The organism is Enterobacter sp. YSU (assembly GCF_016082135.1).
In the GTDB taxonomy this organism is placed as follows: Bacteria; Pseudomonadota; Gammaproteobacteria; order Enterobacterales; family Enterobacteriaceae; genus Enterobacter; species Enterobacter hormaechei_C.
Genome location: NZ_CP059487.1, coordinates 695,054 through 718,577, shown reverse-complemented (window position 1 = coordinate 718,577; position 23,524 = coordinate 695,054). Strand labels below are relative to the sequence as shown.

At 52.3% G+C, this 23,524-nt stretch carries 37 protein-coding genes and 1 tRNA gene; 14 read left to right on the top strand and 24 right to left on the bottom strand.

Annotation, left to right across the window (positions count from 1 at the left end):
- The first annotated feature begins 2 nt into the window (after nucleotides 1–2).
- Both frsA and crl read left to right on the top strand, forming a co-directional pair.
- Complete coding sequence (frsA, locus tag H2Z33_RS03565) at nucleotides 3–1,247, top strand: esterase FrsA (protein WP_063135466.1); 1,245 nt, start codon at nucleotides 3–5, stop codon at nucleotides 1,245–1,247.
- Between the two features lie 56 nt (nucleotides 1,248–1,303).
- Nucleotides 1,304–1,705 (top strand): sigma factor-binding protein Crl, encoded by a 402-nt coding sequence (crl, locus tag H2Z33_RS03560; RefSeq protein WP_006809999.1) that lies wholly within the window; start codon nucleotides 1,304–1,306, stop codon nucleotides 1,703–1,705.
- Nucleotides 1,706–1,837: 132 nt separating this feature from the next.
- Here crl and phoE read toward each other — a convergent pair whose 3' ends face one another.
- On the bottom strand, nucleotides 1,838–2,890 hold the full coding sequence (phoE, locus tag H2Z33_RS03555) for a phosphoporin PhoE (protein ID WP_048973781.1): 1,053 nt from the start codon (nucleotides 2,888–2,890) through the stop codon (nucleotides 1,838–1,840).
- 305 nt (nucleotides 2,891–3,195) lie between these two features.
- Between phoE and proB the strand changes: the two genes are divergently transcribed.
- From proB to H2Z33_RS03540, 3 genes are all read left to right on the top strand, one after another.
- Nucleotides 3,196–4,299 carry a glutamate 5-kinase gene (proB, locus tag H2Z33_RS03550; RefSeq protein ID WP_032652660.1) on the top strand — a complete coding sequence of 368 codons (1,104 nt, stop codon included), beginning with the start codon at nucleotides 3,196–3,198 and terminating at the stop codon, nucleotides 4,297–4,299.
- A gap of 11 nt (nucleotides 4,300–4,310) precedes the next feature.
- Nucleotides 4,311–5,564 (top strand): glutamate-5-semialdehyde dehydrogenase, encoded by a 1,254-nt coding sequence (gene proA / locus H2Z33_RS03545; RefSeq protein WP_063135465.1) that lies wholly within the window; start codon nucleotides 4,311–4,313, stop codon nucleotides 5,562–5,564.
- A 111-nt stretch (nucleotides 5,565–5,675) separates the two neighbouring features.
- Nucleotides 5,676–5,751, top strand: a tRNA-Thr gene (locus H2Z33_RS03540).
- A 14-nt stretch (nucleotides 5,752–5,765) separates the two neighbouring features.
- On the opposite strand, the gene H2Z33_RS03535 is transcribed toward H2Z33_RS03540, so the two are convergent.
- The 21 genes from H2Z33_RS03535 to H2Z33_RS03425 all read right to left on the bottom strand — a co-directional run bounded on the left by H2Z33_RS03535 (nucleotide 5,766) and on the right by H2Z33_RS03425 (nucleotide 16,364).
- Nucleotides 5,766–6,920, bottom strand: coding sequence for a site-specific integrase (locus H2Z33_RS03535; protein WP_232350973.1), 1,155 nt, complete (start codon nucleotides 6,918–6,920; stop codon nucleotides 5,766–5,768).
- Nucleotides 6,803–7,150, bottom strand: coding sequence for a helix-turn-helix domain-containing protein (locus H2Z33_RS03530; RefSeq protein ID WP_072023904.1), 348 nt, complete (start codon nucleotides 7,148–7,150; stop codon nucleotides 6,803–6,805). The genes H2Z33_RS03535 and H2Z33_RS03530 overlap by 118 nt, the downstream gene beginning before the upstream one ends.
- 110 nt (nucleotides 7,151–7,260) lie before the next feature.
- Nucleotides 7,261–7,446, bottom strand: coding sequence for a hypothetical protein (locus H2Z33_RS03525; protein ID WP_023306019.1), 186 nt, complete (start codon nucleotides 7,444–7,446; stop codon nucleotides 7,261–7,263).
- Nucleotides 7,447–7,455: 9 nt separating this feature from the next.
- Nucleotides 7,456–7,695 (bottom strand): DUF4222 domain-containing protein, encoded by a 240-nt coding sequence (locus tag H2Z33_RS03520; RefSeq protein WP_023306020.1) that lies wholly within the window; start codon nucleotides 7,693–7,695, stop codon nucleotides 7,456–7,458.
- Nucleotides 7,658–8,020, bottom strand: coding sequence for a hypothetical protein (locus H2Z33_RS03515; protein ID WP_072202601.1), 363 nt, complete (start codon nucleotides 8,018–8,020; stop codon nucleotides 7,658–7,660). The genes H2Z33_RS03520 and H2Z33_RS03515 overlap by 38 nt, the downstream gene beginning before the upstream one ends.
- Nucleotides 8,020–8,238, bottom strand: a complete 219-nt coding sequence (locus H2Z33_RS03510; RefSeq protein ID WP_063867345.1) for a TraR/DksA family transcriptional regulator — start codon at nucleotides 8,236–8,238, stop codon at nucleotides 8,020–8,022. Before H2Z33_RS03510 ends, H2Z33_RS03515 begins: the two co-directional genes overlap by 1 nt.
- A gap of 266 nt (nucleotides 8,239–8,504) precedes the next feature.
- Nucleotides 8,505–8,696 (bottom strand): DUF1382 family protein, encoded by a 192-nt coding sequence (locus H2Z33_RS03505; RefSeq protein WP_063867021.1) that lies wholly within the window; start codon nucleotides 8,694–8,696, stop codon nucleotides 8,505–8,507.
- Nucleotides 8,693–9,304: a hypothetical protein gene (locus H2Z33_RS03500; RefSeq protein ID WP_063867020.1), complete on the bottom strand. Its 612-nt coding sequence runs from the start codon at nucleotides 9,302–9,304 to the stop codon at nucleotides 8,693–8,695. The genes H2Z33_RS03505 and H2Z33_RS03500 overlap by 4 nt, the downstream gene beginning before the upstream one ends.
- A complete protein-coding gene (locus tag H2Z33_RS03495; RefSeq protein WP_032680689.1) occupies nucleotides 9,301–9,519 on the bottom strand; it encodes a hypothetical protein in 219 nt (72 codons plus the stop codon). Before H2Z33_RS03495 ends, H2Z33_RS03500 begins: the two co-directional genes overlap by 4 nt.
- On the bottom strand, nucleotides 9,516–12,017 hold the full coding sequence (locus H2Z33_RS23365) for a phage N-6-adenine-methyltransferase (RefSeq protein ID WP_063867018.1): 2,502 nt from the start codon (nucleotides 12,015–12,017) through the stop codon (nucleotides 9,516–9,518). Before H2Z33_RS23365 ends, H2Z33_RS03495 begins: the two co-directional genes overlap by 4 nt.
- A complete protein-coding gene (locus H2Z33_RS03475; protein ID WP_400169802.1) occupies nucleotides 11,974–12,165 on the bottom strand; it encodes a DUF1317 family protein in 192 nt (63 codons plus the stop codon). The genes H2Z33_RS23365 and H2Z33_RS03475 overlap by 44 nt, the downstream gene beginning before the upstream one ends.
- Nucleotides 12,165–12,386 (bottom strand): hypothetical protein, encoded by a 222-nt coding sequence (locus tag H2Z33_RS03470; protein WP_063867367.1) that lies wholly within the window; start codon nucleotides 12,384–12,386, stop codon nucleotides 12,165–12,167. The genes H2Z33_RS03475 and H2Z33_RS03470 overlap by 1 nt, the downstream gene beginning before the upstream one ends.
- A gap of 25 nt (nucleotides 12,387–12,411) precedes the next feature.
- Nucleotides 12,412–12,855 (bottom strand): single-stranded DNA-binding protein, encoded by a 444-nt coding sequence (locus H2Z33_RS03465; protein WP_063867365.1) that lies wholly within the window; start codon nucleotides 12,853–12,855, stop codon nucleotides 12,412–12,414.
- Nucleotides 12,856–13,512, bottom strand: coding sequence for an ERF family protein (locus H2Z33_RS03460; RefSeq protein WP_063867364.1), 657 nt, complete (start codon nucleotides 13,510–13,512; stop codon nucleotides 12,856–12,858). It lies immediately after the preceding gene.
- Entirely contained in the window at nucleotides 13,509–13,667 is a 159-nt protein-coding gene (locus tag H2Z33_RS03455) for a hypothetical protein (protein ID WP_162269976.1), read from the bottom strand. The genes H2Z33_RS03460 and H2Z33_RS03455 overlap by 4 nt, the downstream gene beginning before the upstream one ends.
- Nucleotides 13,664–13,861 (bottom strand): hypothetical protein, encoded by a 198-nt coding sequence (locus H2Z33_RS03450; protein WP_032667076.1) that lies wholly within the window; start codon nucleotides 13,859–13,861, stop codon nucleotides 13,664–13,666. The genes H2Z33_RS03455 and H2Z33_RS03450 overlap by 4 nt, the downstream gene beginning before the upstream one ends.
- A gap of 8 nt (nucleotides 13,862–13,869) precedes the next feature.
- Nucleotides 13,870–14,841 carry a hypothetical protein gene (locus H2Z33_RS03445; RefSeq protein ID WP_063867362.1) on the bottom strand — a complete coding sequence of 324 codons (972 nt, stop codon included), beginning with the start codon at nucleotides 14,839–14,841 and terminating at the stop codon, nucleotides 13,870–13,872.
- A gap of 70 nt (nucleotides 14,842–14,911) precedes the next feature.
- A complete protein-coding gene (locus H2Z33_RS03440; protein WP_006809788.1) occupies nucleotides 14,912–15,121 on the bottom strand; it encodes a cell division protein FtsZ in 210 nt (69 codons plus the stop codon).
- The gene (locus tag H2Z33_RS03435; RefSeq protein ID WP_023330205.1) at nucleotides 15,118–15,276 is read right to left on the bottom strand and encodes a hypothetical protein; all 159 of its coding nucleotides are present in this window, start codon (nucleotides 15,274–15,276) and stop codon (nucleotides 15,118–15,120) included. The genes H2Z33_RS03440 and H2Z33_RS03435 overlap by 4 nt, the downstream gene beginning before the upstream one ends.
- Before the next feature lie 309 nt (nucleotides 15,277–15,585).
- Nucleotides 15,586–15,792 carry a hypothetical protein gene (locus tag H2Z33_RS03430; RefSeq protein WP_045911081.1) on the bottom strand — a complete coding sequence of 69 codons (207 nt, stop codon included), beginning with the start codon at nucleotides 15,790–15,792 and terminating at the stop codon, nucleotides 15,586–15,588.
- Entirely contained in the window at nucleotides 15,789–16,364 is a 576-nt protein-coding gene (locus H2Z33_RS03425; protein ID WP_045911080.1) for a Bro-N domain-containing protein, read from the bottom strand. The genes H2Z33_RS03430 and H2Z33_RS03425 overlap by 4 nt, the downstream gene beginning before the upstream one ends.
- A gap of 422 nt (nucleotides 16,365–16,786) precedes the next feature.
- Here H2Z33_RS03425 and H2Z33_RS03420 point away from each other — a divergent pair, with 422 nt between their 5' ends.
- Entirely contained in the window at nucleotides 16,787–16,984 is a 198-nt protein-coding gene (locus H2Z33_RS03420) for a hypothetical protein (RefSeq protein WP_023306033.1), read from the top strand.
- Between the two features lie 257 nt (nucleotides 16,985–17,241).
- Here H2Z33_RS03420 and H2Z33_RS03415 read toward each other — a convergent pair whose 3' ends face one another.
- Nucleotides 17,242–18,546 (bottom strand): hypothetical protein, encoded by a 1,305-nt coding sequence (locus H2Z33_RS03415; protein ID WP_059291141.1) that lies wholly within the window; start codon nucleotides 18,544–18,546, stop codon nucleotides 17,242–17,244.
- A gap of 174 nt (nucleotides 18,547–18,720) precedes the next feature.
- Complete coding sequence (locus H2Z33_RS03410) at nucleotides 18,721–19,431, bottom strand: LexA family protein (RefSeq protein ID WP_023303585.1); 711 nt, start codon at nucleotides 19,429–19,431, stop codon at nucleotides 18,721–18,723.
- Nucleotides 19,432–19,538: 107 nt separating this feature from the next.
- Between H2Z33_RS03410 and H2Z33_RS03405 the strand changes: the two genes are divergently transcribed.
- From H2Z33_RS03405 to H2Z33_RS03370, 8 genes are all read left to right on the top strand, one after another.
- The gene (locus H2Z33_RS03405; protein WP_006176184.1) at nucleotides 19,539–19,739 is read left to right on the top strand and encodes a Cro/CI family transcriptional regulator; all 201 of its coding nucleotides are present in this window, start codon (nucleotides 19,539–19,541) and stop codon (nucleotides 19,737–19,739) included.
- A 3-nt stretch (nucleotides 19,740–19,742) separates the two neighbouring features.
- Nucleotides 19,743–20,285, top strand: a complete 543-nt coding sequence (locus H2Z33_RS03400) for a toxin YdaT family protein (protein WP_063867247.1) — start codon at nucleotides 19,743–19,745, stop codon at nucleotides 20,283–20,285.
- A gap of 85 nt (nucleotides 20,286–20,370) precedes the next feature.
- Entirely contained in the window at nucleotides 20,371–21,240 is an 870-nt protein-coding gene (locus H2Z33_RS03395) for a replication protein (RefSeq protein WP_048218150.1), read from the top strand.
- Entirely contained in the window at nucleotides 21,225–22,097 is an 873-nt protein-coding gene (locus H2Z33_RS03390; RefSeq protein ID WP_063135910.1) for an ATP-binding protein, read from the top strand. Before H2Z33_RS03395 ends, H2Z33_RS03390 begins: the two co-directional genes overlap by 16 nt.
- Nucleotides 22,094–22,393 (top strand): hypothetical protein, encoded by a 300-nt coding sequence (locus H2Z33_RS03385; RefSeq protein WP_023330689.1) that lies wholly within the window; start codon nucleotides 22,094–22,096, stop codon nucleotides 22,391–22,393. The genes H2Z33_RS03390 and H2Z33_RS03385 overlap by 4 nt, the downstream gene beginning before the upstream one ends.
- Entirely contained in the window at nucleotides 22,390–22,953 is a 564-nt protein-coding gene (locus H2Z33_RS03380; protein ID WP_063867250.1) for a hypothetical protein, read from the top strand. The genes H2Z33_RS03385 and H2Z33_RS03380 overlap by 4 nt, the downstream gene beginning before the upstream one ends.
- Nucleotides 22,950–23,180, top strand: coding sequence for a hypothetical protein (locus H2Z33_RS03375; RefSeq protein ID WP_023299831.1), 231 nt, complete (start codon nucleotides 22,950–22,952; stop codon nucleotides 23,178–23,180). Before H2Z33_RS03380 ends, H2Z33_RS03375 begins: the two co-directional genes overlap by 4 nt.
- A complete protein-coding gene (locus H2Z33_RS03370; protein ID WP_063867252.1) occupies nucleotides 23,177–23,524 on the top strand; it encodes a hypothetical protein in 348 nt (115 codons plus the stop codon). Before H2Z33_RS03375 ends, H2Z33_RS03370 begins: the two co-directional genes overlap by 4 nt.

Below are 23,524 nucleotides of genomic sequence, written 5' to 3'. Positions count from 1 at the left end.
CAATGACGCAGGCGAATCTTACCGAAACTCTCTTCAAACCCCGTTTCAAGCACCCTGAAACGTCGACGCTGGTGCGTCGGTTTAATCCGGGGACAATGCCTGCCGTTCAGTCAGCGTTAGACGGTAAGAACGTGCCCCACTGGTATCGAATGATTAACCGCCTGATGTGGATCTGGCGCGGCATCGATCCGCGTGAAATCCTCGACGTGCAGGCGCGTATCGTGATGAGTGAGTCCGAGCGTACCGACGGCGATCTCTACGATACGGTGGTGGGCTACCGTGGTGGAAACTGGATCTACGAATGGTCAAAGCAGGCCATGCTCTGGCAGCAAAAAGCGAGCCAGGAAGAAGATGCCACTCTCAGCGGAAAGCACTGGCTGCATGCGGCAAATCTGTACAGCATCGCTGCATATCCGCATCTTAAAGGCGACGAACTGGCAGAGCAGGCCCAGGCGCTGGCAAACCGGGCTTATGAAGAGGCCGCGCAGCGGTTGCCTGGCCGGATGCGTGAAATTGAGTTCGCCATTCCCGGTGGCAGCCCGGTGACCGGATTTCTGCATATGCCGGAGGGGGAAGGGCCGTTCCCGACGGTTCTAATGTGCGGTGGACTGGACTCGTTACAAATTGACTATTACAGCCTGTATGAGCGCTACTTTGCCCCAAACGGAATCGCCATGCTGACGCTTGATATGCCTTCCATTGGTTTTTCATCCAAATGGAAACTTACGCAAGACTCCAGCCTGCTGCACCAGCATGCTTTAAAAGCGCTGGAGAATATCCCTTGGGTTGACCACACCCGGGTTGGCGCGTTTGGCTTCCGCTTTGGCGCTAACGTCGCGGTACGGCTTGCCTACCTTGAATCTTCACGCCTGAAGGCCGTCGCCTGTCTTGGCCCGGTGGTGCATGCTCTGTTAAGCGATCCTGCGCGTCAGGGTAGCATTCCTGAGATGTATCTGGACGTGCTGGCGAGCCGACTTGGCATGCATGATGCTTCAGACGAAGCGTTGCGCATTGAACTTAATCGTTATTCATTAAAAACGCAGGGCTTACTCGGCCGCCGCTGCCCAACCCCGATGATGTCCGGTTTCTGGAAGAACGATCCGTTTAGCCCGGAAGAGGAGTCACGCTTAATCACGTCGTCATCTTCTGATGGTAAATTGCTGGAGGTACCCTTCAGCCCGGTGTACCAGAATTTTGACAAAGCGCTGAAAGAGATCACACGCTGGATCACGCAGAGATTGTGTTAATAGTTTGCTAAATTTCGTTGGTTTGGTAAAACAGTGCTTCACAAAAGGAGATCGCAATGACGTTACCGAGTGGACACCCGAAAAGTAGACTGATTAAGAAGTTCATGGCTCTTGGCCCGTATATTCGAGAAGAGCAGTGTGAAGAGAATCGCTTTTTTTTCGACTGCCTGGCTGTTTGCGTCAACGTGAAGCCTGCACCCGAAAAACGTGAGTTCTGGGGCTGGTGGATGGAAATGGAAGCACAGGAAAACCGTTTTACCTATAGCTATCAGTTTGGCCTGTTTAATAAAGACGGGCACTGGCAGGCGACGAGCATCAAAGATCAGGAAGTGATCGATCGTCTGGAGCATACGCTAAAAGAATTTCACGGCAAAGCTCGCGACCTGCTGGCAACGCTGGATCTGAAGCTGGAGCCTGCGGACGATTTTTCCAGCGAAGCGGTGAAACTGAGAGCCTGATGATGTCACAGCGCCGGGTGGCGGCTACGCCTTACCCGGCATGAAAAATGTACTATCCCGTACGCCCGGTAAGCACAGCGTCACCGGGCACAAAAAAACCGGCTCAGCGCCGGTTTTTTTATTACCACAACATCAGAACTGGTAGGTCATGCCCAGCGCAACGATATCATCGCTGCTTACGCCCAGTTTATTATCGTCATCGATCTGGTTGATCTTATAATCAACAAACGCAGACATATTTTTGTTGAAATAATATGTCGCACCTACGTCGATGTATTTCACGATATCTTCATCGCCGATACCTTCGATATCTTTGCCTTTAGACTGCACGTAGCCCAGAGATGGACGCAGACCAAAGTCAAATTGATATTGTGCGACCACTTCGAAGTTTTGCGCTTTATTTGCAAAGCCACCGGAAATAGGGGCCATATTGCGGGTTTCGGAATAGATAGTGGCCAGATAAATATCGTTGGCATCATATTTCAAACCGGTTGCCCAGCCTTCTGCTTTTTTACCTTCGCCGCGTGCCTGAAGGTTTTGATCGTTAGTGCGATCGGAGCTGGCATAGGCACCAATCACAGAAAAATCGCTGCCGCCGAAGTCATAGCTCAGGGAGGTACCGAAGCCGTCACCGTTTTGCTTCTTCACGTCGCGGTTTTGATTTTTGCCCTGGTATTGCAGGGTCATGTTCAGGCCGTCAACCAGGCCAAAGAAATCGGTATTACGGTATGTGGCCAGACCGGAGGCGCGTTTCGTCATGAAGTTATCGGTCTGCGCCAGGCCGTCACCGCCGAACTCCGGGAACATATCGGTGTATGCGGCGACGTCATACAGCGCGCCCAGGTTACGGCCGTAATCCAGTGAGCCGAAGTCTTTCAGTTTCAGCCCGGCAAATGCCAGACGTGTTTTTTGAGAAGAGTCGCTCTCAGCTTTGTTACCTGCGAACTCAGCTTCCCAACGTCCGTAGCCGGTCAGCTGATCGTTAATCTGCGTTTCACCCTTAAAGCCGAAACGAACGTAAGTCTGGTCACCATCCTTAGCGTCATCATCACTGATGTAGTGCATTGCTTTTACTTTGCCGTACACGTCCAGTTTATTCCCGTTTTTATTATAAACTTCTGCTGCCTGAACAGATGCGGAAGCAACTACGCCCATTACCACTAATGCCAGAGTGCTCTTTTTCATTTTCAATCCTGATTTTATAAAAACGCGCTAATATTCGCTGAGCAATAAGATTCGACTTATTACCCCGTGAAAAACAGGAAGGGTTTTATCGTTCGTGGGTGAAAGTTTTATGACAAAGTAAGAATATGTCTAAAAAAGTATGTTTTAATTTTTCGGTAATAAAATTGTCAAAATCTGCCGCTACGCTTCCTGATCCCGCGCAACAAAGTGACGGGTCATGCGCTAAGGCAGTTGGCAACGGAGCTGACACCTGTTAAAACGTCTGACTGACATCATTTTCCCTTATTGTTGAACGGCAGAGAATCATGAGTGACAGCCAGACGCTGGTGGTAAAACTCGGTACCAGTGTGTTAACAGGCGGATCGCGCCGCCTGAATCGTGCCCATATCGTTGAGCTTGTACGTCAGTGCGCTCAGTTGCATGCCGCAGGGCATCGTATTGTGATTGTGACTTCCGGGGCGATTGCCGCCGGGCGTGAACACCTGGGCTACCCCGAACTCCCCGCGACGATCGCCTCCAAACAGCTGCTGGCCGCCGTGGGACAAAGCCGACTCATACAGCTCTGGGAACAACTGTTCTCCATCTACGGCATTCACGTCGGGCAGATGCTGCTGACGCGTGCGGATATGGAAGACAGAGAACGTTTCCTGAACGCCCGCGATACGCTGCGTGCACTGCTGGATAACCATATCGTTCCGGTCATTAACGAAAACGACGCTGTTGCCACCGCTGAAATCAAAGTGGGCGACAACGATAACCTCTCTGCGCTGGCGGCGATCCTGGCAGGGGCCGATAAGCTACTGCTTCTGACCGATCAGCAGGGGCTGTTTACCGCTGACCCGCGTTCTAATCCACAGGCAGAACTAATTAAAGACGTTCACGGCATTGACGATGCGCTGCGCGCCATTGCGGGTGACAGCGTTTCTGGTCTGGGGACAGGCGGCATGGGCACCAAGCTCCAGGCCGCGGACGTGGCGTGTCGGGCCGGTATCGACACCATCATCGCCGCGGGCAGCCGTCCGGGCGTGATCGGTGATGTGATGGAAGGCATCTCTGTGGGCACACGATTCCACGCTCAGGCATCCCCGCTGGAAAACCGAAAGCGCTGGATCTTTGGCGCGCCCCCGGCTGGCGAACTGACCGTGGATGAAGGCGCGACCGCCGCTATTCTGGAAAGAGGAAGCTCGTTACTTCCAAAAGGAATTAAAAGCGTGACAGGCAACTTCTCGCGTGGTGAAGTGATCCGAATCCGTAACATTGAAGGTCGCGACATCGCTCATGGCGTAAGTCGTTATAACAGCGACGCGCTGCGTCGGATTGCTGGTCACCATTCCCAGCAGATCGACGCCATCCTGGGCTATGAATATGGCCCGGTTGCCGTGCATCGTGACGACATGATTATTCGTTAAGGAGCCAGAACATGCTGGAACAAATGGGCGCAGCCGCGAAAGCCGCCTCTTATAAACTGGCGCTCCTTTCCAGCCGCGAGAAAAATCGCGTGCTGGAAAAAATCGCTGATTATCTGGAATCTCAGTCGCAGGAAATTTTGCTCGCCAACGAGCAGGATCTGCTGGAAGCGCGTCGCAACGGCTTGAGTGAAGCGATGCTCGATCGTCTGGCGCTGACCCCGGCGCGTCTGAAAGGTATTGCTGACGACGTCCGTCAGGTGTGCAACCTCGCCGACCCGGTAGGGCAGGTGATTGACGGTGGGGTGCTCGACAGCGGATTACGCCTTGAGCGTCGCCGCGTGCCGCTTGGCGTCATTGGGGTGATTTACGAAGCGCGTCCAAACGTGACGGTGGATGTCGCCTCCCTGTGCCTGAAGACCAGTAACGCCGCGATCCTGCGTGGCGGGAAGGAGACCTGGCGCACCAACGCCGCGATGGTAAACGTCATTCAGCAGGCGCTGGAGGAGTGTGGTTTACCGGCGGGTGCCGTGCAGGCGATTGAAAGCCCCGACCGTGCGCTGGTCAACGAGATGCTGCGCATGGACAAATACATCGACATGCTGATCCCACGCGGCGGCGCGGGCTTGCACAAGCTGTGCCGTGAGCAATCTACCGTTCCGGTGATCACCGGTGGTATTGGCGTATGCCATATCGTAGTGGATGACACCGCGGAGGTAGAACCTGCGCTGAAGATTATCGTCAACGCTAAAACACAGCGTCCAAGCACCTGTAATACGGTGGAAACGCTGCTGGTGCATCAGGGCATCGCCAGTACCTTCCTGCCAGCGCTGAGCAAGCAGATGGCGGAAAGTGGCGTCACGCTGCATGCGGACGAGAAGTCTCTCGCCCTGCTGAAAGACGGTCCGGCGAAGGTCGTTCCGGTTAACGCGGAGCAGTACGACGATGAGTATTTGTCGCTGGATCTGAACGTGAAGGTGGTTGCGGATCTCGATGACGCTATTGCGCACATTCGTGAACACGGAACCCAGCATTCTGACGCGATCCTGACGCGCACCCTGCGCAATGCCGATCGGTTTGTGAATGAAGTGGATTCGTCTGCGGTTTATGTGAATGCCTCGACGCGCTTCACCGATGGCGGCCAGTTTGGTCTGGGCGCGGAGGTGGCTGTGAGCACTCAGAAGCTGCATGCCCGCGGTCCGATGGGGCTGGAAGCGCTGACCACCTACAAGTGGATCGGCTACGGTGATGATACGATTCGTGGGTAAATAATCGCGGGTGATGCAAAAATAGCCGTTTGATTCAAAAGGGCATTGACGCATCACCCGGTTAGATCTACTCTTTTGCCCCGTGGTTACGCTCGTAACCGGCCTTTCAGGGCCGATATAGCTCAGTTGGTAGAGCAGCGCATTCGTAATGCGAAGGTCGTAGGTTCGACTCCTATTATCGGCACCAATTATTTCAATCACTTATCTTACATTCAAGTAAACCACATTCTCCTCTTGTGCCGTATTTGTGACATTGCGACCAATAATCGCATCAATTTTGCTCGCGTGCTCAGTAAGATGTCCGGCAGACAAATGTGCGTATCGTTGAACCATTTCCAGCGTCTCCCATCCACCCATTTCCTTCAGCGCCAGAAGTGAAACACCAGACTGAACAAGCCAGCTTGCCCATGTATGCCTGAGGTCATGGAAGCGGAAATTGCTAATGCCTGCCCGCTTTAGTGCTCCCTTCCATGCCTTATTACTATCTGTCCGCATTTTTCTGACAGCTGCCGTTTTGGTTCCGTCGCTTCTGTACCCTGGAGTCGTATGAACGAACACCCAGCGCTTATGGAGACCTTGCTGCTTCCTCAGTATCCCTATCGCTGTTTCGTTCAGTGGAACGCCGATGGCGTTGCCGGCTTTAGTTTCGTCAGGGTGCATCCATGCCATCCGCTTATCGAGGTCGACCTGTGACCATTCCAGATCGGTAACGTTCGATCGACGAAGGCCGGTGGTGACCGCAAACATAACGACCGGGAAGAAGTGAGGGGCTATCTCTGCAAAAAGACGCTTCGACTCTTCTTCCGTCAGCCAGCGGATGCGGCCATTCTTCACCCTGGGCGTGGATATCTTCGGCGCTTTATCCAGCCACCCCCACTGCACCGCCATATTCAGAATGGCCCTGAGTATAGCCAGATGCCTCGTCCTTGTTCCCTTCGTTGCGAGCTTTGGAATATAATCTGGTACTGGTTTAGAGAGTCTCAAACACCTGTCTCTGGTCATTTCCCAGTTCAGGCGATGGCGGCGGTTTTCCATTCCGTCTACCGCCTCCATTATTTTGTCTGTTGTGATGTCAGCGAGAACAGTCTCTCTGAAATGCAGTAACCAGAACTTAATGATGCTTTTGTCATCATCCAGGCTCTTCTTATCCTCTTTCTCCCTGAGCCATCTTATGCAGGCCTCCTTGAATAACTTCTTAGGCGACTCCCCAAGTTGTTTTACCCGCCACGCTTCCGACTTCAGACGATCGTGAAGTTCCTGCGCTTCTCTCTTGTCTGAGGTTTCAAGAGAACGTCTAACTCGTGATCCATCTGGCGCGACGAAGTCGCAGTGCCACGTGCCACCGCGTAGTTTGATTGACATGCTTTTTCCTCCTGCATACCAACCGCATTCACAGCGCTATTGTGTCGGACAGACTTCAGCGCTGCAATGCAGTCAGACTTACAAATGCGATACGGGCTCTTGGGTTTTTCTGGATTTATCTTTGCGGCCGGAAGTCGACCGCTGCGGATCCACTGCGTGATGGTTCCTTTGTCGACCTTCAGGTACGACGCAGCCTCTTCACGTGTGAAGATTTCCTCTTCCATTGGTTTCCTCCAGGCAAAAAAGACGCCGCCCGTAGGCGGCAATAACATCAAGGGATGTGAGGCGGTGCTTTCGCACCCAATAGCCAGCTCATAACTGGCTATCAGTTGCGTCATAACTGACTGCGTATTTTCTCAAGGTAGTCAGGATCAGGTTCCATCTCGTCGCATATCTCAGGCTCTTCAAGAGCGTCACGAAAAGCAGCCGCTACAATCTTCCCACCCATAAACGACATGCCAGCATTAACTGACGGCTCTTTGCCATCTTCATACTCAAATACAAACGTCACCTTTCCCATAATCTCTCCTTATGCCGCGCGCCGGGCACGCAGCGATTTAATGTGCTCGCTCGTCTCCAGTTCGGCGCGTATCTGCGTCGCCTCACGGTGATCGAGGTGTTCGAAATCGTTATTAAAGCGGTCGATTGAAGCGGTGTTTATCCGGCCCTGTCGCCAGTAGCGGACTATCTGAGAAGTGCAGCTGTGGATGATGACGGGCCAACCGTGCTGGTCAGCGTAAATCTGACCCCGTTGAATTAGCTGGAACATTGGATGACTCCTGCAAAAGGAGGTAGACAATTGCCACGGCGCGAAGTGGATTACGGTGAGTGGCGGTAAAACCTAATTCGTGTGATGCCATCCACACAGTCTTTCCTGATGGAACGAGCCTGATCCGATGTTTCTTCATTACCGGGAAAAGCTCTTCCGCTTTGTGCAAAGGGAAGAAGCCAGTGGTTGCTTTGGTTCCACACCAATCCCAGCTAAGCTGAGCACCTCCTGAGTGATGAGGACTTATTTCTGCTTCATATTTCGGCTTAAGAAGGTTTGCGAGAAGCACGCTGATTTGACCATCACTGAGTTTGGTGTAATCCATCAGGAGCCCCTTTGCTTACGGATAAGTTCCAAATCAGCCTGGCAACTGGCGCACGTCTGGCAGCCGGGAACGGCAGCGCGTCGCGGCTCGGGAATTGGTTCGTCGCATTCTTCACAACGCTCAGCTGATACAGCGTTGCGGTCGATGCGGTGAGCGGAAAGGGCAGCGTTACGCTGAAGCTCTTCAATCTCTGCTGCGGTGTCGATGATGTCAGCCATTTCGTGCTCTCCTGCGTTTCTTGGCGGCTCGACGCGCCGCTGCAATGCCAGTCTTCCCGCCGCTAACCGGGTAGCTATTTCCGGTACATAGAGAAGGGGGAATTTCTGCGATGCTGCACGGTTTAATCGAAGCCAGAGTGCCGGCCATGACAGCTAATGCTATGGATGTTCGTTTCATGGGTGCTCCCGGAACTGTCGGTTAAGTCGGTTGAATGTGAATGCCAGCAATAAAAAAGGAGCCTTAAGCTCCATAGTGATTAATGCCTTCATGCTGCACCGCCTTCATTCTTCTCAGCTTCGACTGCCATCTGCTCAAGCTTTCGTGATAGCTCGGCGGCCAGCGCCTGGAACTCTTCATCTGTCGCCACCGGGATCGGCACAAAGCGAATCCCGATGCGCGCGAGGTTGTTGGCTATTTCGAGGCTCGTCCTCAAGTCAACGGGTGAGGCTCTGTTCATGCGGCGCGCTCCGCCATTATTTCGGCCTTCTGCTCGTCGGTGAGCATGTCGTCAGAGACGATCGCCACACGGTTGCTGGCGCTCCACGATACTGGAGCACTTTCTTTCAGCGCCTTATTCAGCGCCTCAGCAGCATCGCGCACAGCTTGCGGCAAACAGTAATAGTCATCGCCATCAGGCATGATCTCTTCGCAGTGCTGTTCCAGGTCGAACTCCGGCGGGTAATTAGGTTCGCAGATCATTAACTGCAACTCGCTCGGCAGCAGGGAGTGCTCATAGCAATAGTCGGCCAGCGATTCGGCGTCGAAAAAGTAATGGTCATCATCAAAGATAACGAGCGGCTCTCCAGCCCATACTGCGCGCTCAAAGGTAGCGAATTTAGTTTGGCGGCTTTCGCGGTGGCATTCTTCGCAATAGCCATGAGTGCTATGAATAGGATGCTCATCAGGTTTGTTTTTACACTTGCGATGAGTAGCGCCGCACCAACGCGCCTGGTGCTCGTCACCGCCCCAGAAACGACCTTGACGGTCTACCCAACCAGTTACGGTCTGGATGCTGGCCGCTTCATCGCTGTCCATCATCACGATTTTTTCAGTTTTCATATTCATTGTTCGGCTCCAAACCGCCCGTTCAGGCGGCCAGTTTTGACGACGAACTCCAGGAGGCTAACTCCCAGAGCTTCAATTTTCTTGTGATGCTTGTTGATGATGGGAGGCACCGTTTCGTTCCAGTTAGGCTTTGGCTTCTTGCGCATGGCCTGCTGGATTTCTTCGGTGCACCGGCGGCAGGCGGCGCGGATGGCGTTTTCATTTGCTGGCGTCATGCTGCCTCCCTGCGGGCGAGAAGTTTCGTCCCGAAAGCCATCAGCTCGTCCCGGTCCACCGTTGCGAAGTGGCAGTGTGTACGCGGGTACGGTCGCCAGATGATGAGCATCGACCCTTTGTTATTTCCCGATACTGGCTTACCGGTGACCGGGTTGATAAATGCCAGCCGCCCAGCGGTGATGAAGCGAACCTCGCTGGCGGTCTGGATAGCCTCCTTAAACCAGCCAACCGATGTGTCTGCCGGTACCAGCATGACCGTGCCGATCTGATTGGAACTCTCGACGGCAGCCTTCTTAACGAAGGGCGTGATGTCGCTGTATGGCGGGTTCAGCCAGACGTAGCCTGGAATATTCAGGTAATCAGCCCACGGCGTTTCCAGCGTGTTCTGCTCGGCTGTGATGAACTTCCGGCACAGCGCGTTATGCGGCGCCGCAGCGGCATCCAGTTGGAAGCAAAACTCAGCGTCAAGAGCAGCGAAGAGGGCTGGTGGAGTGCGCCATAGGTCGCGCTGGTCTAGTGGTGTCTTACTTCCACCATAATCACCGTTCAGCTTCTCGGCGGGCAGCGCTGCGGCGATGCGCTCTCCGATCCAGCGCATAACCGGTACTGCCATGCTATTGCCGATGGCTTTATAGCGTGGCCCGTCCGGGCATTCATCAGCATCCTTTCCGCGCCAGCCGATCAGAGTGTGATTATCAGGAAAGCCCTGAAGGCGCTCGCATTCCACCGGCGTCAATCTTCTGACCGCAAACGGCGCGTTGACCATGCTTTTTGCATTGCTTCCTGCTTGGTGCTGCTCGTGCTCCCTAGCGTACCTCGCCGATTTTGTTGCGCATGTCTGGCACAATATCCCTTCGAGTGATGATTTCCCTCGCAACCTTCTACCATGCACTTGGTTATAGTTCTGCTCTCCGAGTCCCTGCGCAAATTCGTATGCTGGTTGTCCTTCACAACAGTTGGATCTCCCCACTTCCTGAAGCGTTGGTAATGCATCTCGCAATACCCTAGCCCCTTGTGCGGCCTGTCGCACATCATGCACTTCTTCCCTGAGCGGTGAGCCTTTATATGGCAACTCCGGCATAGTCGCTGTAGATTCTCCAGCCTGTGATCCTTCCAGTTCTCGTTCTTGTGATGCACCTCGGCATTCATCGCTCCGCAAACTTCGCACGGACCCGGAGGGCAAATCATTCTCGCCTTGCGGTGCTCTGCCATCCATCCAGCCATACTCTCCCCCTTGAGTGTTTTTGTTTTTACTGAAAGCGATTGCCACATGCGGCGCTGAATCCCCCTTCCCTGTCTCTCCAGCCTCCGCAGTTAGCGCATGGCAGACATCGCCCATGTCGCCGCGACCATTTCGGGCAATGCGCGGCTGGAAGCCATAGGCAACGCCATGACGGTCAGCGACGGTGAGGCATGGCGCGATATCAACCATTGGCTCAGTTGCGTTGCCTCCGTTCTCCGGTGCGCGGCCTATCCAGTTGCCAGGAATGCCGTAAGCAGCGATAGGCGCTTCGTGGTTGCAAGTGAGCGTAGGCGCGGAATTGTCCGTTTTAATCTCGGCACCGCCCTGCCCGTGAGCCATAGCGATAATCGGCGTTCCGCGCCCCGTTCCGTCCTCGCTTCCGTCAAAGCCTTCTGCTTTCAGGGTGTGGGAAATGTCGCCATTAACCGACTGCGCTATAATCCCGCATCCTCGCTGGCTGAACAGTTCCTGATTGCTCTGGCCTATTCCTCCGATGTTGTGTGACTGGTTGAGGGTTGGGTGAGGGTTTGCTGGGTTATCCCAGTGGCTGCCGTTTTCAGCGCAATTTCCAACAATATCGGTAGTTTCCGTTTTCGATGTTCTGCTCGGCGCAGAATCCCGGCGCACGCTGTCGAGCTCAAAAAGTACCGCTGCGGGATCGAATCCTTTTCGAGCACTTGCGACAACGAACACACGGCGGCGTCGTTGGGCCACTCCGAAAAATTGAGCATCAAGGACACGCCAGGCAATAACCCTTTCTGGTCCAGACACACAACCTGCGTGCGTCCATTTTCCCCCTGCTGGCTGCAACTCACTGCTTTCTCCGGCAAGTCCTGCCAGAAAGCACCCGAAGGCATTGTCTTTGCTACTGAGCACGCCGGGGACGTTTTCCCAGACGATGATTGCTTCTGGCTCACCGCGTTCGCGGCGCTTTGCGTCGATTGCATTGGCTAATTCCACGTAAGAGAGAGTTAATTGCCCGCGGTCGTCAGACAGGCCTTCACGCAAGCCTGCGATGCTGAATGCCTGGCAAGGCGTACCGCCGACCAGAACATCAGGCGCTTCGACATCACCAGCGCGCACAGCATCGGCGATTTTGGTCATGTCGCCGAGGTTAGTTACTTCCGGCCAGTGATGGGCGAGGACTGCGGATGGGAATGGTTCGATTTCAGAGAACCAGGCAGGTTTCCAGCCGATAGGTTCCCACGCTTTACTGGCAGCTTCGATGCCGCTGCACACGCTTCCGTATTTCATGCCACCTCCTGCCTTTCCCGATATTCCTCAGCGAGCCGCTGCGCCTTAATGGATTGCTGACCACTTCACCCCATGGCATTAGCCAGCCGTTACCAATGAAGGGAAGGCACAGTGTGCCAACCCTGATGTCGTCGTGAGCGTGAGTCATTAGTCACTCCTTGAAGCACCGCCAAGACCTTTGCGGTTGTCATTCAGATATGGATCACATGGCCTGTAAGTCGATGGCTTTGCCGGTGATGTATCGTTCTCACGCTCCTCACGGATGATCTGGTAAAGCTCTTTGCGATCGGCGCATTCTTGCGGGCTAAGTTTCCGGTCAGGGATTGGCCGGAGAAGATGTTTTCGATATTCGGGGGTAAATTTGTTCATTGGTTTCTCCTGACCGGGAGATGGTTCAAAAGGGTATGTCGTCGTCGAAGTCCATTGGTGGTTCGCTTGGTTGATGTTGTGGTGCCGGTGAGCGTTGTTGCCGTTGGTGTTGTGGATGCGATGATGCCTGTTGACGGGAATTATCATTTCCTGGCGTGCCGCGTGGTGGGAGATCAATATCCCGTACCAGGATTGTCGGTATCTGCGCCTGCGAACCGTCCTGCTTAGTCCACTCCTCAATTACAAACTCGCCAGTAACAGCAACCTTTGCTCCCTTAACAATCGCGCCAGAGAGCTTCTCGGCCATTGCCCCGAACATCTTGCAATTCAGCCATGATGTCTTCTCATTCTCGCCAAACCCAGATTTTGCCGGGAGTGAAAACGAGGCGATGTGTTTCCCGTTTGGCGTGACGCGCAGTACCGCGTCTCTACCGACATTTCCTGAAACTGTGATTGTGTTAATAGCCATTTAAGCCGCCTGTTTAAGTTCTTTTAGTCGAATGCCGGTGACGTCTTTGCATTTAGCCTGGTGATCAGCAAAACCATTCAGACGTGACCATGTTGTCGCGTATTGCGCCTGCAATTTTTTGCTGTCTTTTTCAGTACTGGCGTACTGAGTAAATTCAGCGAGAATTTGATCGGCATCTGCCGGTTGCACCTGATGGGTTTCGGCATCTGCCGGTTGCACCTGATGGGTTTCGGCATCCGCGTCGATTGCAGTTTCCTCAGTTGGGATGCAAAACGCCTGAAACGCCGCGTATTTGTATGCTATCGACATGGCCTTGTTTGTGGCCTTGTCGCCGCTATCCATCGCTTCACCATAGGTGGTGACGGTGTGGATGCTGCCGTCCTCGGTGCTGACGAAATCGAAGTCGCCACGAACCGTGATGTAGAACAGCGCACCGCCATTTTTGCTGGTTCGCTCGACGCTGGTGCGTTCGGTGTATCGGGGTAGGATCAGGAGTTTGTTTTTTACCAACTCCGGGGCCAGCGCGTTGTAAATGTCGTCGATACCACGAAACGCGTAATTGACCTGACTCCCTTGCTTCCTTTCTTTGCTGATACCCTTCTCAGCAAGCGCTGAAGCAACGCCGCTAATGGCGGCGTATACTTTTTTATCTGTCATGTGTAGTTCCCCGCAAATTCATCCCAACTAATGATCGGGTTCTGCCGCTCGGCGGCCAGGTTGACTGGCTCGTTGTCGTTCTCCGGCTTTTCCGGTATCTCGTCGTGCATAAGGCGCAGGAATGACTCTTCATCCCACCGTTCTGCGGCCGTCATGCTGCGCGCTCCTGATGAGTGATGATGTAACCCTGCTCAGCCAGCCATTCGATGACTTCTGCGCCGTCGAGTTGGGGGAGTACGTCACGGGTTTTAACGGTGCCGGCCAGGACAACGCCTTCCATCTCAACTTTGATGGTGTTGTGGGGGCCGACGGATGTGCGCATGTCTACGCACTCGCATGTAATATTCATGATTCACCTCAGTAATGAATTTTCGCGCAGGGGATCAGGTCATCTTTCAGAACGGTAAGCACTTCGATAGCCTGTTCTCGCGTGATGCTGGTGTGGCTGGTTAGCGCGTTAACGATGTTGGTGCCGACCGTCTTGCGGTGCTTCACATCGGCTTCACGCTTTGCCTGCTCATCGGCGATTCGCTTCTCTTCTGCCAGGCGTTTCTCTTCTGCCTGTTTTGCTTTGAGGCGCTCAGCTTCCACTGCCGCAGCTTTTTCTCTTTCCGCCCGGGCTTCTGCTTCCTGCTTCTCGCGTGCCGCACGCTGTTCCGCTTCAATGCGCTGGCGTTCCGCCAGCTCTGCACGTGCTTTCTCTTCAGCTTCACGGCGTGCTGCGGCTTCAATCTCAGCTTTGTGTTTCGCTTCGGCATCGCGGCGGGCTTGCTCTGCCGCTTCCTGCTTCAGCCGCTCGTCACGTTCACGCTGAGCCTGTTCCGCCTGGCGGCGCTGCTCTTCTCGGTCACGGTCAAACTTGTCGTTCATCAGCAGAGCCATTTCGTGGTCTGCTTCGATCTGCGCGGCGAGCTGGTCATCGAACATCTTGTTCATCACCAATGCTTCTTCGTGCATAGAGTTCCAGGCTTCTTCGACCCGGATTCGTTCCTGCTCAGCTTCCCATTCGGTGAGTGGGCGGCGGGTCTCATCTCGCAGCTCGTCACAGGCATCAACAAATCGCTTAATTTCGGCCTCAGCCGGACGCACAGCCTCTTTAAGGCGCTTCAGGTACTCACGGCCTGGCTTTTCGATTGCCGTCTTGCTGCGGGACACCTGCGCTGCCAGAGAGGCAACACGGTCACGGCCTTTCTTCGTGGACAGGTCCGGCACTTCGTTTACAGCCTGGCGGATTTGCTCAAGGTACGCGTCAAGGCCGCCCGCTACGTACAGCACTGGCGCCTGCTCCGGATTGATTTCGATGACAGTTAAGTCCGTTACTTCGCTCATGGTTTCTCCTGAAATTTTGATGTGCAGATCCCGCCCGCGTTATGCCAGGCCGATAGGTTGAATAGGGTCGTTAGTGCTGGATAGGGTTGCCGTGACCGTCCAGAAGGACGTCAATCACGCAGTCACTGAGACGTATGATTTCTGCATCGGTGTGCAGGTACACCCATTTGCGCTCCTGAATGACTGCTGAGACGCGATAAGTGCGGCCTTCATGCATTGCCATCATGCCAGGAGTGACGCACTGGCGTATGAGCGGGGTGGTGCCGTAGTGATTGATCATACCTTCACCTCAACCTGTTCCAGGAGGCCAGCGATATGCATCTGCCAGCGGTTCAGCACCAGTTTTTCCCGCGGTGCCGACACCGACGTCAGCTGCCACTCGTTATCGTTGAGCTTTTTGGCGGTGTACTGCTTGCCGTTATGGGTGACTGTCATGATGCCTCCCGGCGATTTGCCTCGGAGTCCTGACGGAATGCTTCACGCAAGAACTCTTCACTAAATTCCATCTCAGGGGCCTGAACGAACGCGATATACGCTTCTTCCTGGCAGTTTGTGCAATATCCGGATCGGATTGCGCATCCGCAATTTTCACAATGTTTTGACATAATCATCTCCGCCCTTAAGCCGGGCCGCTGAACGTTAAAAGACTTCTGCGCTAATGGGCGGTGGATGGCCGCCGGTTGTCATAACTAACCGCACTCATCGAGAACGGTGAGGTATGAAAAAAGCCGCTTGTTAGGCGGCTTATTTTTGTTTGGACTTGTGCTTTCCAGCCCACTGCTTAGCGATATAAAGGCAGTCGTCGAATATTCTCCCCTTACGGCTGGCCTGAGAGCAGCGACGGTAATGATCCACCGCCATGTCAGCTCCGGTCATCGCGGCGTTCTCGTCGTAACCCAGCCTTATCAGCTCGGAAGTGATATTTTTGTGAATGAACTCCTGCGGGCTCATACCGGTAGCCCTTCTGAGAATTCACCAAGATCTGGGATGCTGAACTGCGTTAACTGAAGCGCGAGGAGAGTCGCTTCCTTAACGCGTTTTTTGTCTTTCTTACGCTGGGCGAGCAATCCGCTGCCTTTTTGTCCGCGATGTTTGAAAGACAACTCGTCGAATGAAGCGATCTGATCGTGAATCTGCTGACCGGTAAGTTTGGCAAGTCCTGAGACATTCAATGGGGCAATCTGAATGCCAGATTCTTTTTCTACCAGGTCGAGCATCCAGATACGCAGGTCTTTGGCGACCTTGGTACGGGAGACCATGCCGATAAGGTGCGCACCTCTGGGAGAGAAAATACGCATCTCAACTTCACGTAAGCTATTGTTTATTCCATCCTTCCTCACTTTGGTCACGGTAGTCATACTATCCGTGAACTCATCTTTGTGGCGGTTGTAGATGTTGGAAACCTTATTGGCGTTTGCATATCCAAGAAGGTCGGCCAGCGCGTCTGTCGTGAACCAGATTTTCCCGTCACCGTTATCAAATGGCACGACAGTGCGATCCTGAAACGTTAACTCGCTTCCCATATTCACCTCTCTTTGTTTACCGTCAGCCCCTCGTAAAGAGCTGCTGGTAAAGATTCCCCGATGTTCGGGAACTGAGCAGCAAACCATTCCGGTGCGGAGTCCTCTTCGTGTGCTATACCCGCCACGCGTTACACACCTGCCTCAATCCCATTGGGCGCCATTTCAATTTGCCAGGAGCGCTCCGGGTGATTTGCTGCTTGACTGAATTCTTAATGAGCAGGCGACTTGCTGTCCGCCGCTGGCTAACTTCGCTCAGCTGTCGATGTTTCGTTTCGATGGGTTAACAATACTAGCGGTATTAATATATAGCAATACCGCCAGTATTAATAAATCTTTGATTAATACTAAGAGTATGAATTTGATGTGATTTTATTTTTGTAAATACCAGTGCTACGCTTAAAAAAACAGCAGGAGGGATGTGCATGGTTCTGGATGAAGAGCGTATAAGCATGAAAATTCAGGCGATGGGGCGGGCGGTGATGGAATTGTCACTGGCTGATTTACCCATGACCCAGCAAAACATCATCGACAAGCTGAAGCAGTACCGGAAGGAAACAGGAAACGTGATCGGCAAGGGAGTTAACAGGGATGCTGCGGAGTTGGTGAGGAAGGGGCAATAAAAAAGCCCGCACGGGCGGGCAGGTAGTGTTGCGATAGTTATTGTTATCAGCTTCAGGCTGGATAGTTATCGGCAGAATGGGGGATGGCTTTATGGGTGGGCAATAAAAACCCGGCGCGGTGGCCGGGTTAGATTATTTCTTTTTGGTAGCTAATGCAGCTTGTTGAGAGCTGCTACCACTACCAATCGGGAACTTAGCTGCTGCAAGTGCCTTGTAGGCGTTATCAACTACCTGTTGTAAGCTCACGCTTCCCCCCATCATTTTCTCTTAAAAAATTGATAATTCAGTTCTTTATCAAAATAATGCTTGCGTTTCATCCAAACGAAGCCATCACCCTTAGATAATACAGCAACGTCAATAGGTCCGCCAACACTGTCGCTATCATTTGAGACTTTACGCTTAAAGGCGGTAAGGTTTACAAGTGATTCAGCCATATACCCTAAATCAACCTTGGCTAGAGAACCCAGCACTGAAAGCACTTTTTGCACATGATTTAACGTCATATGGTTTTGAAGTGCTTCGAGAGTATCACCTTGAGTCGTTGCAATGGTTGCATCGAAGGCTGCTTCAATCTCATATCTAGGGATTGACGGATGCTGTGCCGATATCAATCCAGTCACTTCCATTTTTAATTTCTGAAGAGAGCCAAATACTGAATCTTCTACACACTTTATAATTCCTTGGCTGCAGCCTTGCATAAAGGTGTGCACCTCATCCTCTTGTGCGAAAGGGAATATTCCAATTGAAGAGCCACTGTTGTCTTTATCCTTGGTGCTTGGTTTCATAATTTTTCCATTATAAACACCGTAGATATGATGTGACTCTATTGCAGGATAGAATTCCTCGTCCCCATAGCCAGCAAAAACAATCCCAGAATAAGTCTGCAAATCATTTTCTTTACACATATAAGATGAAAGAAGCAATGCTAGCGCTTCTTTTAATGATTCAGGGTATGGGGTTTCAGGAGTATCAATATTTGGTTGTATTCTTAAGGCGCATAATTGATATGTTATTGGAGATAGCTCATTAAATGCTAATTCGAAATCTTCCTGCGTAAATGAATCAAAAAATGGGTTCTCGTTTATCTCAGAAAATTTTCTTCGGCACCGTTGCTCGATGAAATTGTGATATTCATCAAAAGATGGGGCGGCATTATTTATTTTAATGAAGCCAGCAACGTCCTCATCCTGCACATCCTTTAACAGTTTGGGTAGGATGGCATCTGAAAACAAGCTAAAGAAATATTTCCCCTGCATATCAAAGGTGACAATATTCTGGTTGCTCTGAACGAAACTAAAGAAATCGGCAGCATACTCGCTAATAAAGTCAAAAGACTTGTCATTAAGGCTTTTCCTGTAAGCTTTAATCATCAATTCCCATGGGGCGCCGCATATACCCGCATTATTATATATCATTAGTGCGACGGGATGATGCTTTGATAATTCAAATAGTTTATCTGCGTTATTATATATTTTCTCGGAGAAGCCATTTGTAGTAGTTACAGCGGAGTCTGCGGCTAATGCTATGCCAGAACGATTATATACTGCAATTTCAGCTGTCATCTTTTTGCTCCGTCACTTAGGGATTGAAATATTGATAAAAAATGTCAGTCAAAGTTTGTTTTTATCACTGATTAGTAGTTCTGGCACTAGTGATGCTTTCGAGCCGTAATGGCGTTTTAGATGCCAGATACAATACCGATCACCAACTATGCGCCGACCAGAACACCTTTCCTATCACACCAGCCGCATCTTCGTCTCTACAGCAACACCGATAATTCGACAGTTACCATTCACCGCTACCAATGGCCACTGTGGATTTAAACCCTTCAGGTACTTCTGCGCACCGTCGATCACTAACTTCTTAAATGTTGCCTCGTTCGAATCGGATAGCTTTGCTATTACCAGACTGCCGTTGATTGCCTCGCGCCCAGTATCGAAGAGGACAAAGGTTCCTTCTGGGATGCTAAGACCCGCCGGTGCTGTCATTGAGTCACCATCAACCTGCAGCCAGAACGCCTCCCCCTGAATGTGAGCATCTGATTCAAGCCAAAGGTCGATATCTTTAAGGGTGTACGGCTCAACCGCTTCACACCAGGCGCCCGCCTGAACTTTGCTAATCACCGGATATTTTGAGCCAGGTGAATAATGCCCTGCGAAAGAAGTATTTTCCGACGCCACCGAGCTCATATCAGAGATATCCTTCGCAAGTGACGGGCTGAAATCAGAGACACTAATCCCAAGAAGCCTCGCAAAGACCGATGCTACCGCTGTATTTAAAGCGTTCCTTCCATTGAGATAATGGCCAACGGCACCCTGGGATATGTCCAGCGCGTCCGCAATGGATTGCTGAGTAATACCCAGTTCTTTTTTCTTCGCTTCGTAAAGGGCTTTTAAACGCTTTGAATCAGCCACTTGAGCGGGGGTGAGGATCTTTTTCTTTTCCATTATCAGATATTAATACCAAAGCTCATATTTTTAAAATACCGGCGGTATTGATTTATCTAATACTTGTGGTATTGTTTTTGTATTAACGGTAAGGAGCAACGCTAAACATGAAAATTTCACTCGCCGAGTATGTCGACGAAGTTGGCCAGGTAAAAGCAGCTGATGCCATTGGCGTCCATCAAACGGCAATTAGCAAAGCGATCAGGGTCGGCCGTCAGATTTTCATCAACAAGCTTCCTACTGGCGAGGTTAAGGCGGTCGAGTACCGCGAATTTCCTCACAGTAAGAAACAGGAACATCAGGAATAGCAAATGCATTCACTTGCGTATCAACACAATACCGGAATACACACGGGAGCGATGATAAACCGCGCTCAAGCTAAAGCGGCGCCAGGCCACGAAAAGATCCGCGATGCGGTCCGGGCATGGTCGTCGGCGCTGGACAATCAGGACGTCGTTTCGGCGCTGATCATCAACGAATACCGGGAGCAGGGCGGTACCGCCATCAGCTTTCCGGAAGACATCAGCCGGGCGCGCCAGAAACTGTTTCGCTTCCTGGATAATCGCTTCGACTCCGAGCAGTACCGCGAGAACGTGCGCCAGCTGACGCCCGCAATCATGGCCGTGCTGCCTGTTGAGTATCGCACTCGCCTTATCGGTGCCGATTGCAAAATGTCTCGTCTGGCTGAAGCCGAGAAAGAACTCGCTGAGGCTAAACAGGCCGTGCTGCTGGACGCTCCAGAGCATCAGAAGCTGAAAGAGGTAAGCGAGGGTATAGCGTCGCTGTTCCGCCTCATGCCGGAGCAGGTAGGACCGCTGATGACGATGGTTACATCGATGCTGGGGGTTATATGAGAGGCACAAGAAAAGAAAAAGCCCTTGAAGCGGTAACTTCAAAGGCCCTTATCACACTGTGTTACGCCAAGTAACGGGAGTAAGTATGTCAAACACCGCAGAAATTCTCAACTTTCCCGCTGTAGTTTCGGGAATACAGGAGCAACGCGTGGCCGATACAGACGATGGGTACACCCGTCTGGCAAACGAGTTGTATGAGGAGCTTATCGGCGCGAACCTGACCAAAAATCAGGCCAAGGTAGCTCATGCTGTTTGCCGCAAAACCTATGGGTTCAACAAGAAGATGGACCGCATAGCAGACTCACAACTTTCTGAGCTGACCAGACTACCTCGCCAGAAGGTTAACGCTGCCAAAAACGAACTCATTGCGATGAATGTTTTAGTGTCCGACGGCATGCTGATCGGGCCCAACAAAAACCTGAGTGAATGGGTAATTCCGGGCACTAAGCCTGCGCCAAAATGTCACCATAGTAGTGACTGTCACCATGGTAGTGACAGTGTCCCTACGGTGGTGACAAAAAGTGTCACCAAAACAGTGACAACCCTGTCACCAAAATGGGGACACACAAAAGACACTATTACAAAAGACAATAAAGACAATATTAATAAACCCCCTAAATCCCCCAAACCGGCTTCGTTCGATCCGGCTGGTGTTGACCTTCCTGAATGGCTGTCAGTTTCAGTCTGGAAGTCATGGGTCGATTATCGTCGCGACCTGAAGAAACCGATTAAGTCTCAGCAGACGGTAACCCAGGCCATCAACCTGCTTGAGCGTTGCAAGTGCAGCGGATACCAGCCTGAAGAAATCATCAACCAGAGCATCGCGAATGGCTGGCAGGGTTTGTTTGAGCCAAAGATCGCCAAGCAGACGCCTCGCGCGCAGTCTCGCGTATCTGAGAACTTTGCTGGCAAAGACTATGGCCAGACTGAAATTCCTGCATGGGCGAGGGACTGATCATGACGCTGGATGAAAAAATCAATCAACTTGAGAAACGCATTACTGAGCTGAGCCAGCCGCCAGTTCAGCATGAAGATATCGAGCTAACTATCAGCACCGAGAACTGCGAAACGCATGGCCCCTTTGAATGCAGGACCAGGCATTTCTTAAACTCTGTCGTGAAAATTCCCCCGCGCCCAAGCTGCTGCCCTGAATGCCTCAAAGAGGAGTTAGGCCGCTTGCAGGCGGAAAGAATTAGCATCAACGAAGCAGCCCGCAAAAGAAACATCGATCGCCTGCTGGATGGACTGAGCATCCCGGCCAGGTTTGAATCCTGTTCACTGGAGAATTATGAACCGGTGAACGAAGAAGCGAAACGCGCCCTGAAGGTCTGTCAGGCATACGCCAGCCGCTGGCCTGAGCGTTTGCAGAAGGGTGGCGGCCTGGTGATGTGCGGCAAGCCTGGAACCGGCAAGAACCACCTCGCATTGGCTATCGCCCGGCATGCAATCACCGAGCACCAAAGCTCAGCTGTGTTCACCACCGCGCTGAAAATTGCCAGGGAGTACAAGTCAACCTGGTCGAAGGGGTCAAGCCGTACTGAAGACGAAGTGATCCGTTACTTCACGAAACCCGATCTGCTGATTATCGACGAGGTCGGCGTGCAGTTCGGAAGCGACGCCGAGAAGTTGATCATGTTCGAAATCATCAACACCCGTTATGAGCGTATGAAGCCGACCATTCTGATAAGCAACCAGACCCGGGAAGAACTGGCTGCATTCATCGGCGAGCGCGTTCTTGATCGCATGAGCGACGGCGGCGGATGCACTCTCTCATTCACCTGGGATTCATACCGTTCTAAGGGGGCAGCATGAAAGGCAAACAGGCAATTCTGCGTTATCTCGAAACGCACCGGACCTTCACCGCGAAGGATGTGGCCACAGAGTGCGGCATGACCATCAACTGCATCACGAAGAACGCTATCGATCTGGAGCGGGCCCGCAAGATTGTGCGCGTGAGCAAGGTCTGGCGAACAGTGACATATCGCCTTGCGACACCAGAAGAGCAGGCCGGTACGGCACGAAGCTGTACCAATGGGATATTTCAGGAGTGCCGCAACAGCGCGGCTATGAAGCGAGTATTGATGGTTTGGGGGAGGGTAGGGGTATGACAAACATTAACGCAGTGGAAAAAATGGCTGAATTAATGCAGCAGATGGAAGAGAACTCGCCGCGGGTGGCTGCTCTCCAATATTGCCTGTCGGAGGTTGCCAAACGCATTACAGAACTTGAGCAGAAGCTTGCAGTGTCTCAGCGCGAGTTCCGTGCTGCTGATGCGACTATCGAGAATCTGCAGATGAAGCTTGAGAAGATGGCTGCGGAGAATGCGGGGCTGAAAGATTTTGTAAAAACCTGCTTTCGTGCTGCGGCTGATGGTGCATCACTGGATGGTGCAGATATTCAGGAGCTTGGCGAGCGTCTTGGTTTGTTTGGACGGGAAACCTATCAACCAGTGCTGCACGGTTACATCTGCGGTCATGAGGCTGGCGAGGACAGCGTGTATGTCATGAAGAAAACCACAGCCACCGACGCTTTCCTGGCTGAAGTGAGGGCGCAGGGTGCCGAAGAGTGCGTGCGGCAGTTGGTTACATCGGATGACGATGATTTCTCTGATGCGCCGAATGTATGCGCCGAGGTGGCACGTCAATTTCGCAAAGGAGTGCAGTCATGAAACTTAAAATGCACACGCCAGACGGATCGGTGATTGTCGAAAGTAACTTGGTAACGCAGTTCTACCCTGATTTCGAAAGCGGCGGCGAGCTGACCACCATCGAAACGGTATCGGCAACAGGAGAAACCTTCTCGGTTAAAGTAAAGCACTCGTTTATGCAGGTGACTGGCGCGCTGGCTACAGCCTGGAGCGTTGACGAGAAGAAAGCAGAAGGAGCAGCCCAATGAGCAACATCGACAAACGCGCTTATTCAGTAAGTCAAATTATTGCTGACTTAAAGCTTAAGCATGGGTCTGGAGATACTTACGCACCGATCATGCGCTGGGATGAACTTCTGGCGCTGCTGGATGAGCTGGAAGCCAAAGACAACAGAATCAATCGACTTGAAGCCATTGTTGCTGTTGCAGAACAGCGCAACGCCCTAATGCGCGAGTGGAAACGCGCTCTGAAAGTACCTTGCGACCTCGTTGATGACCAGGTTCCAGTTGTTATTCATGGCATGGTTATTCGCCTTGAGAGGCTCAAAGAGACCGAAGATAAACTTACAGCCGCAGCCGGTAAAGGAGAGTAA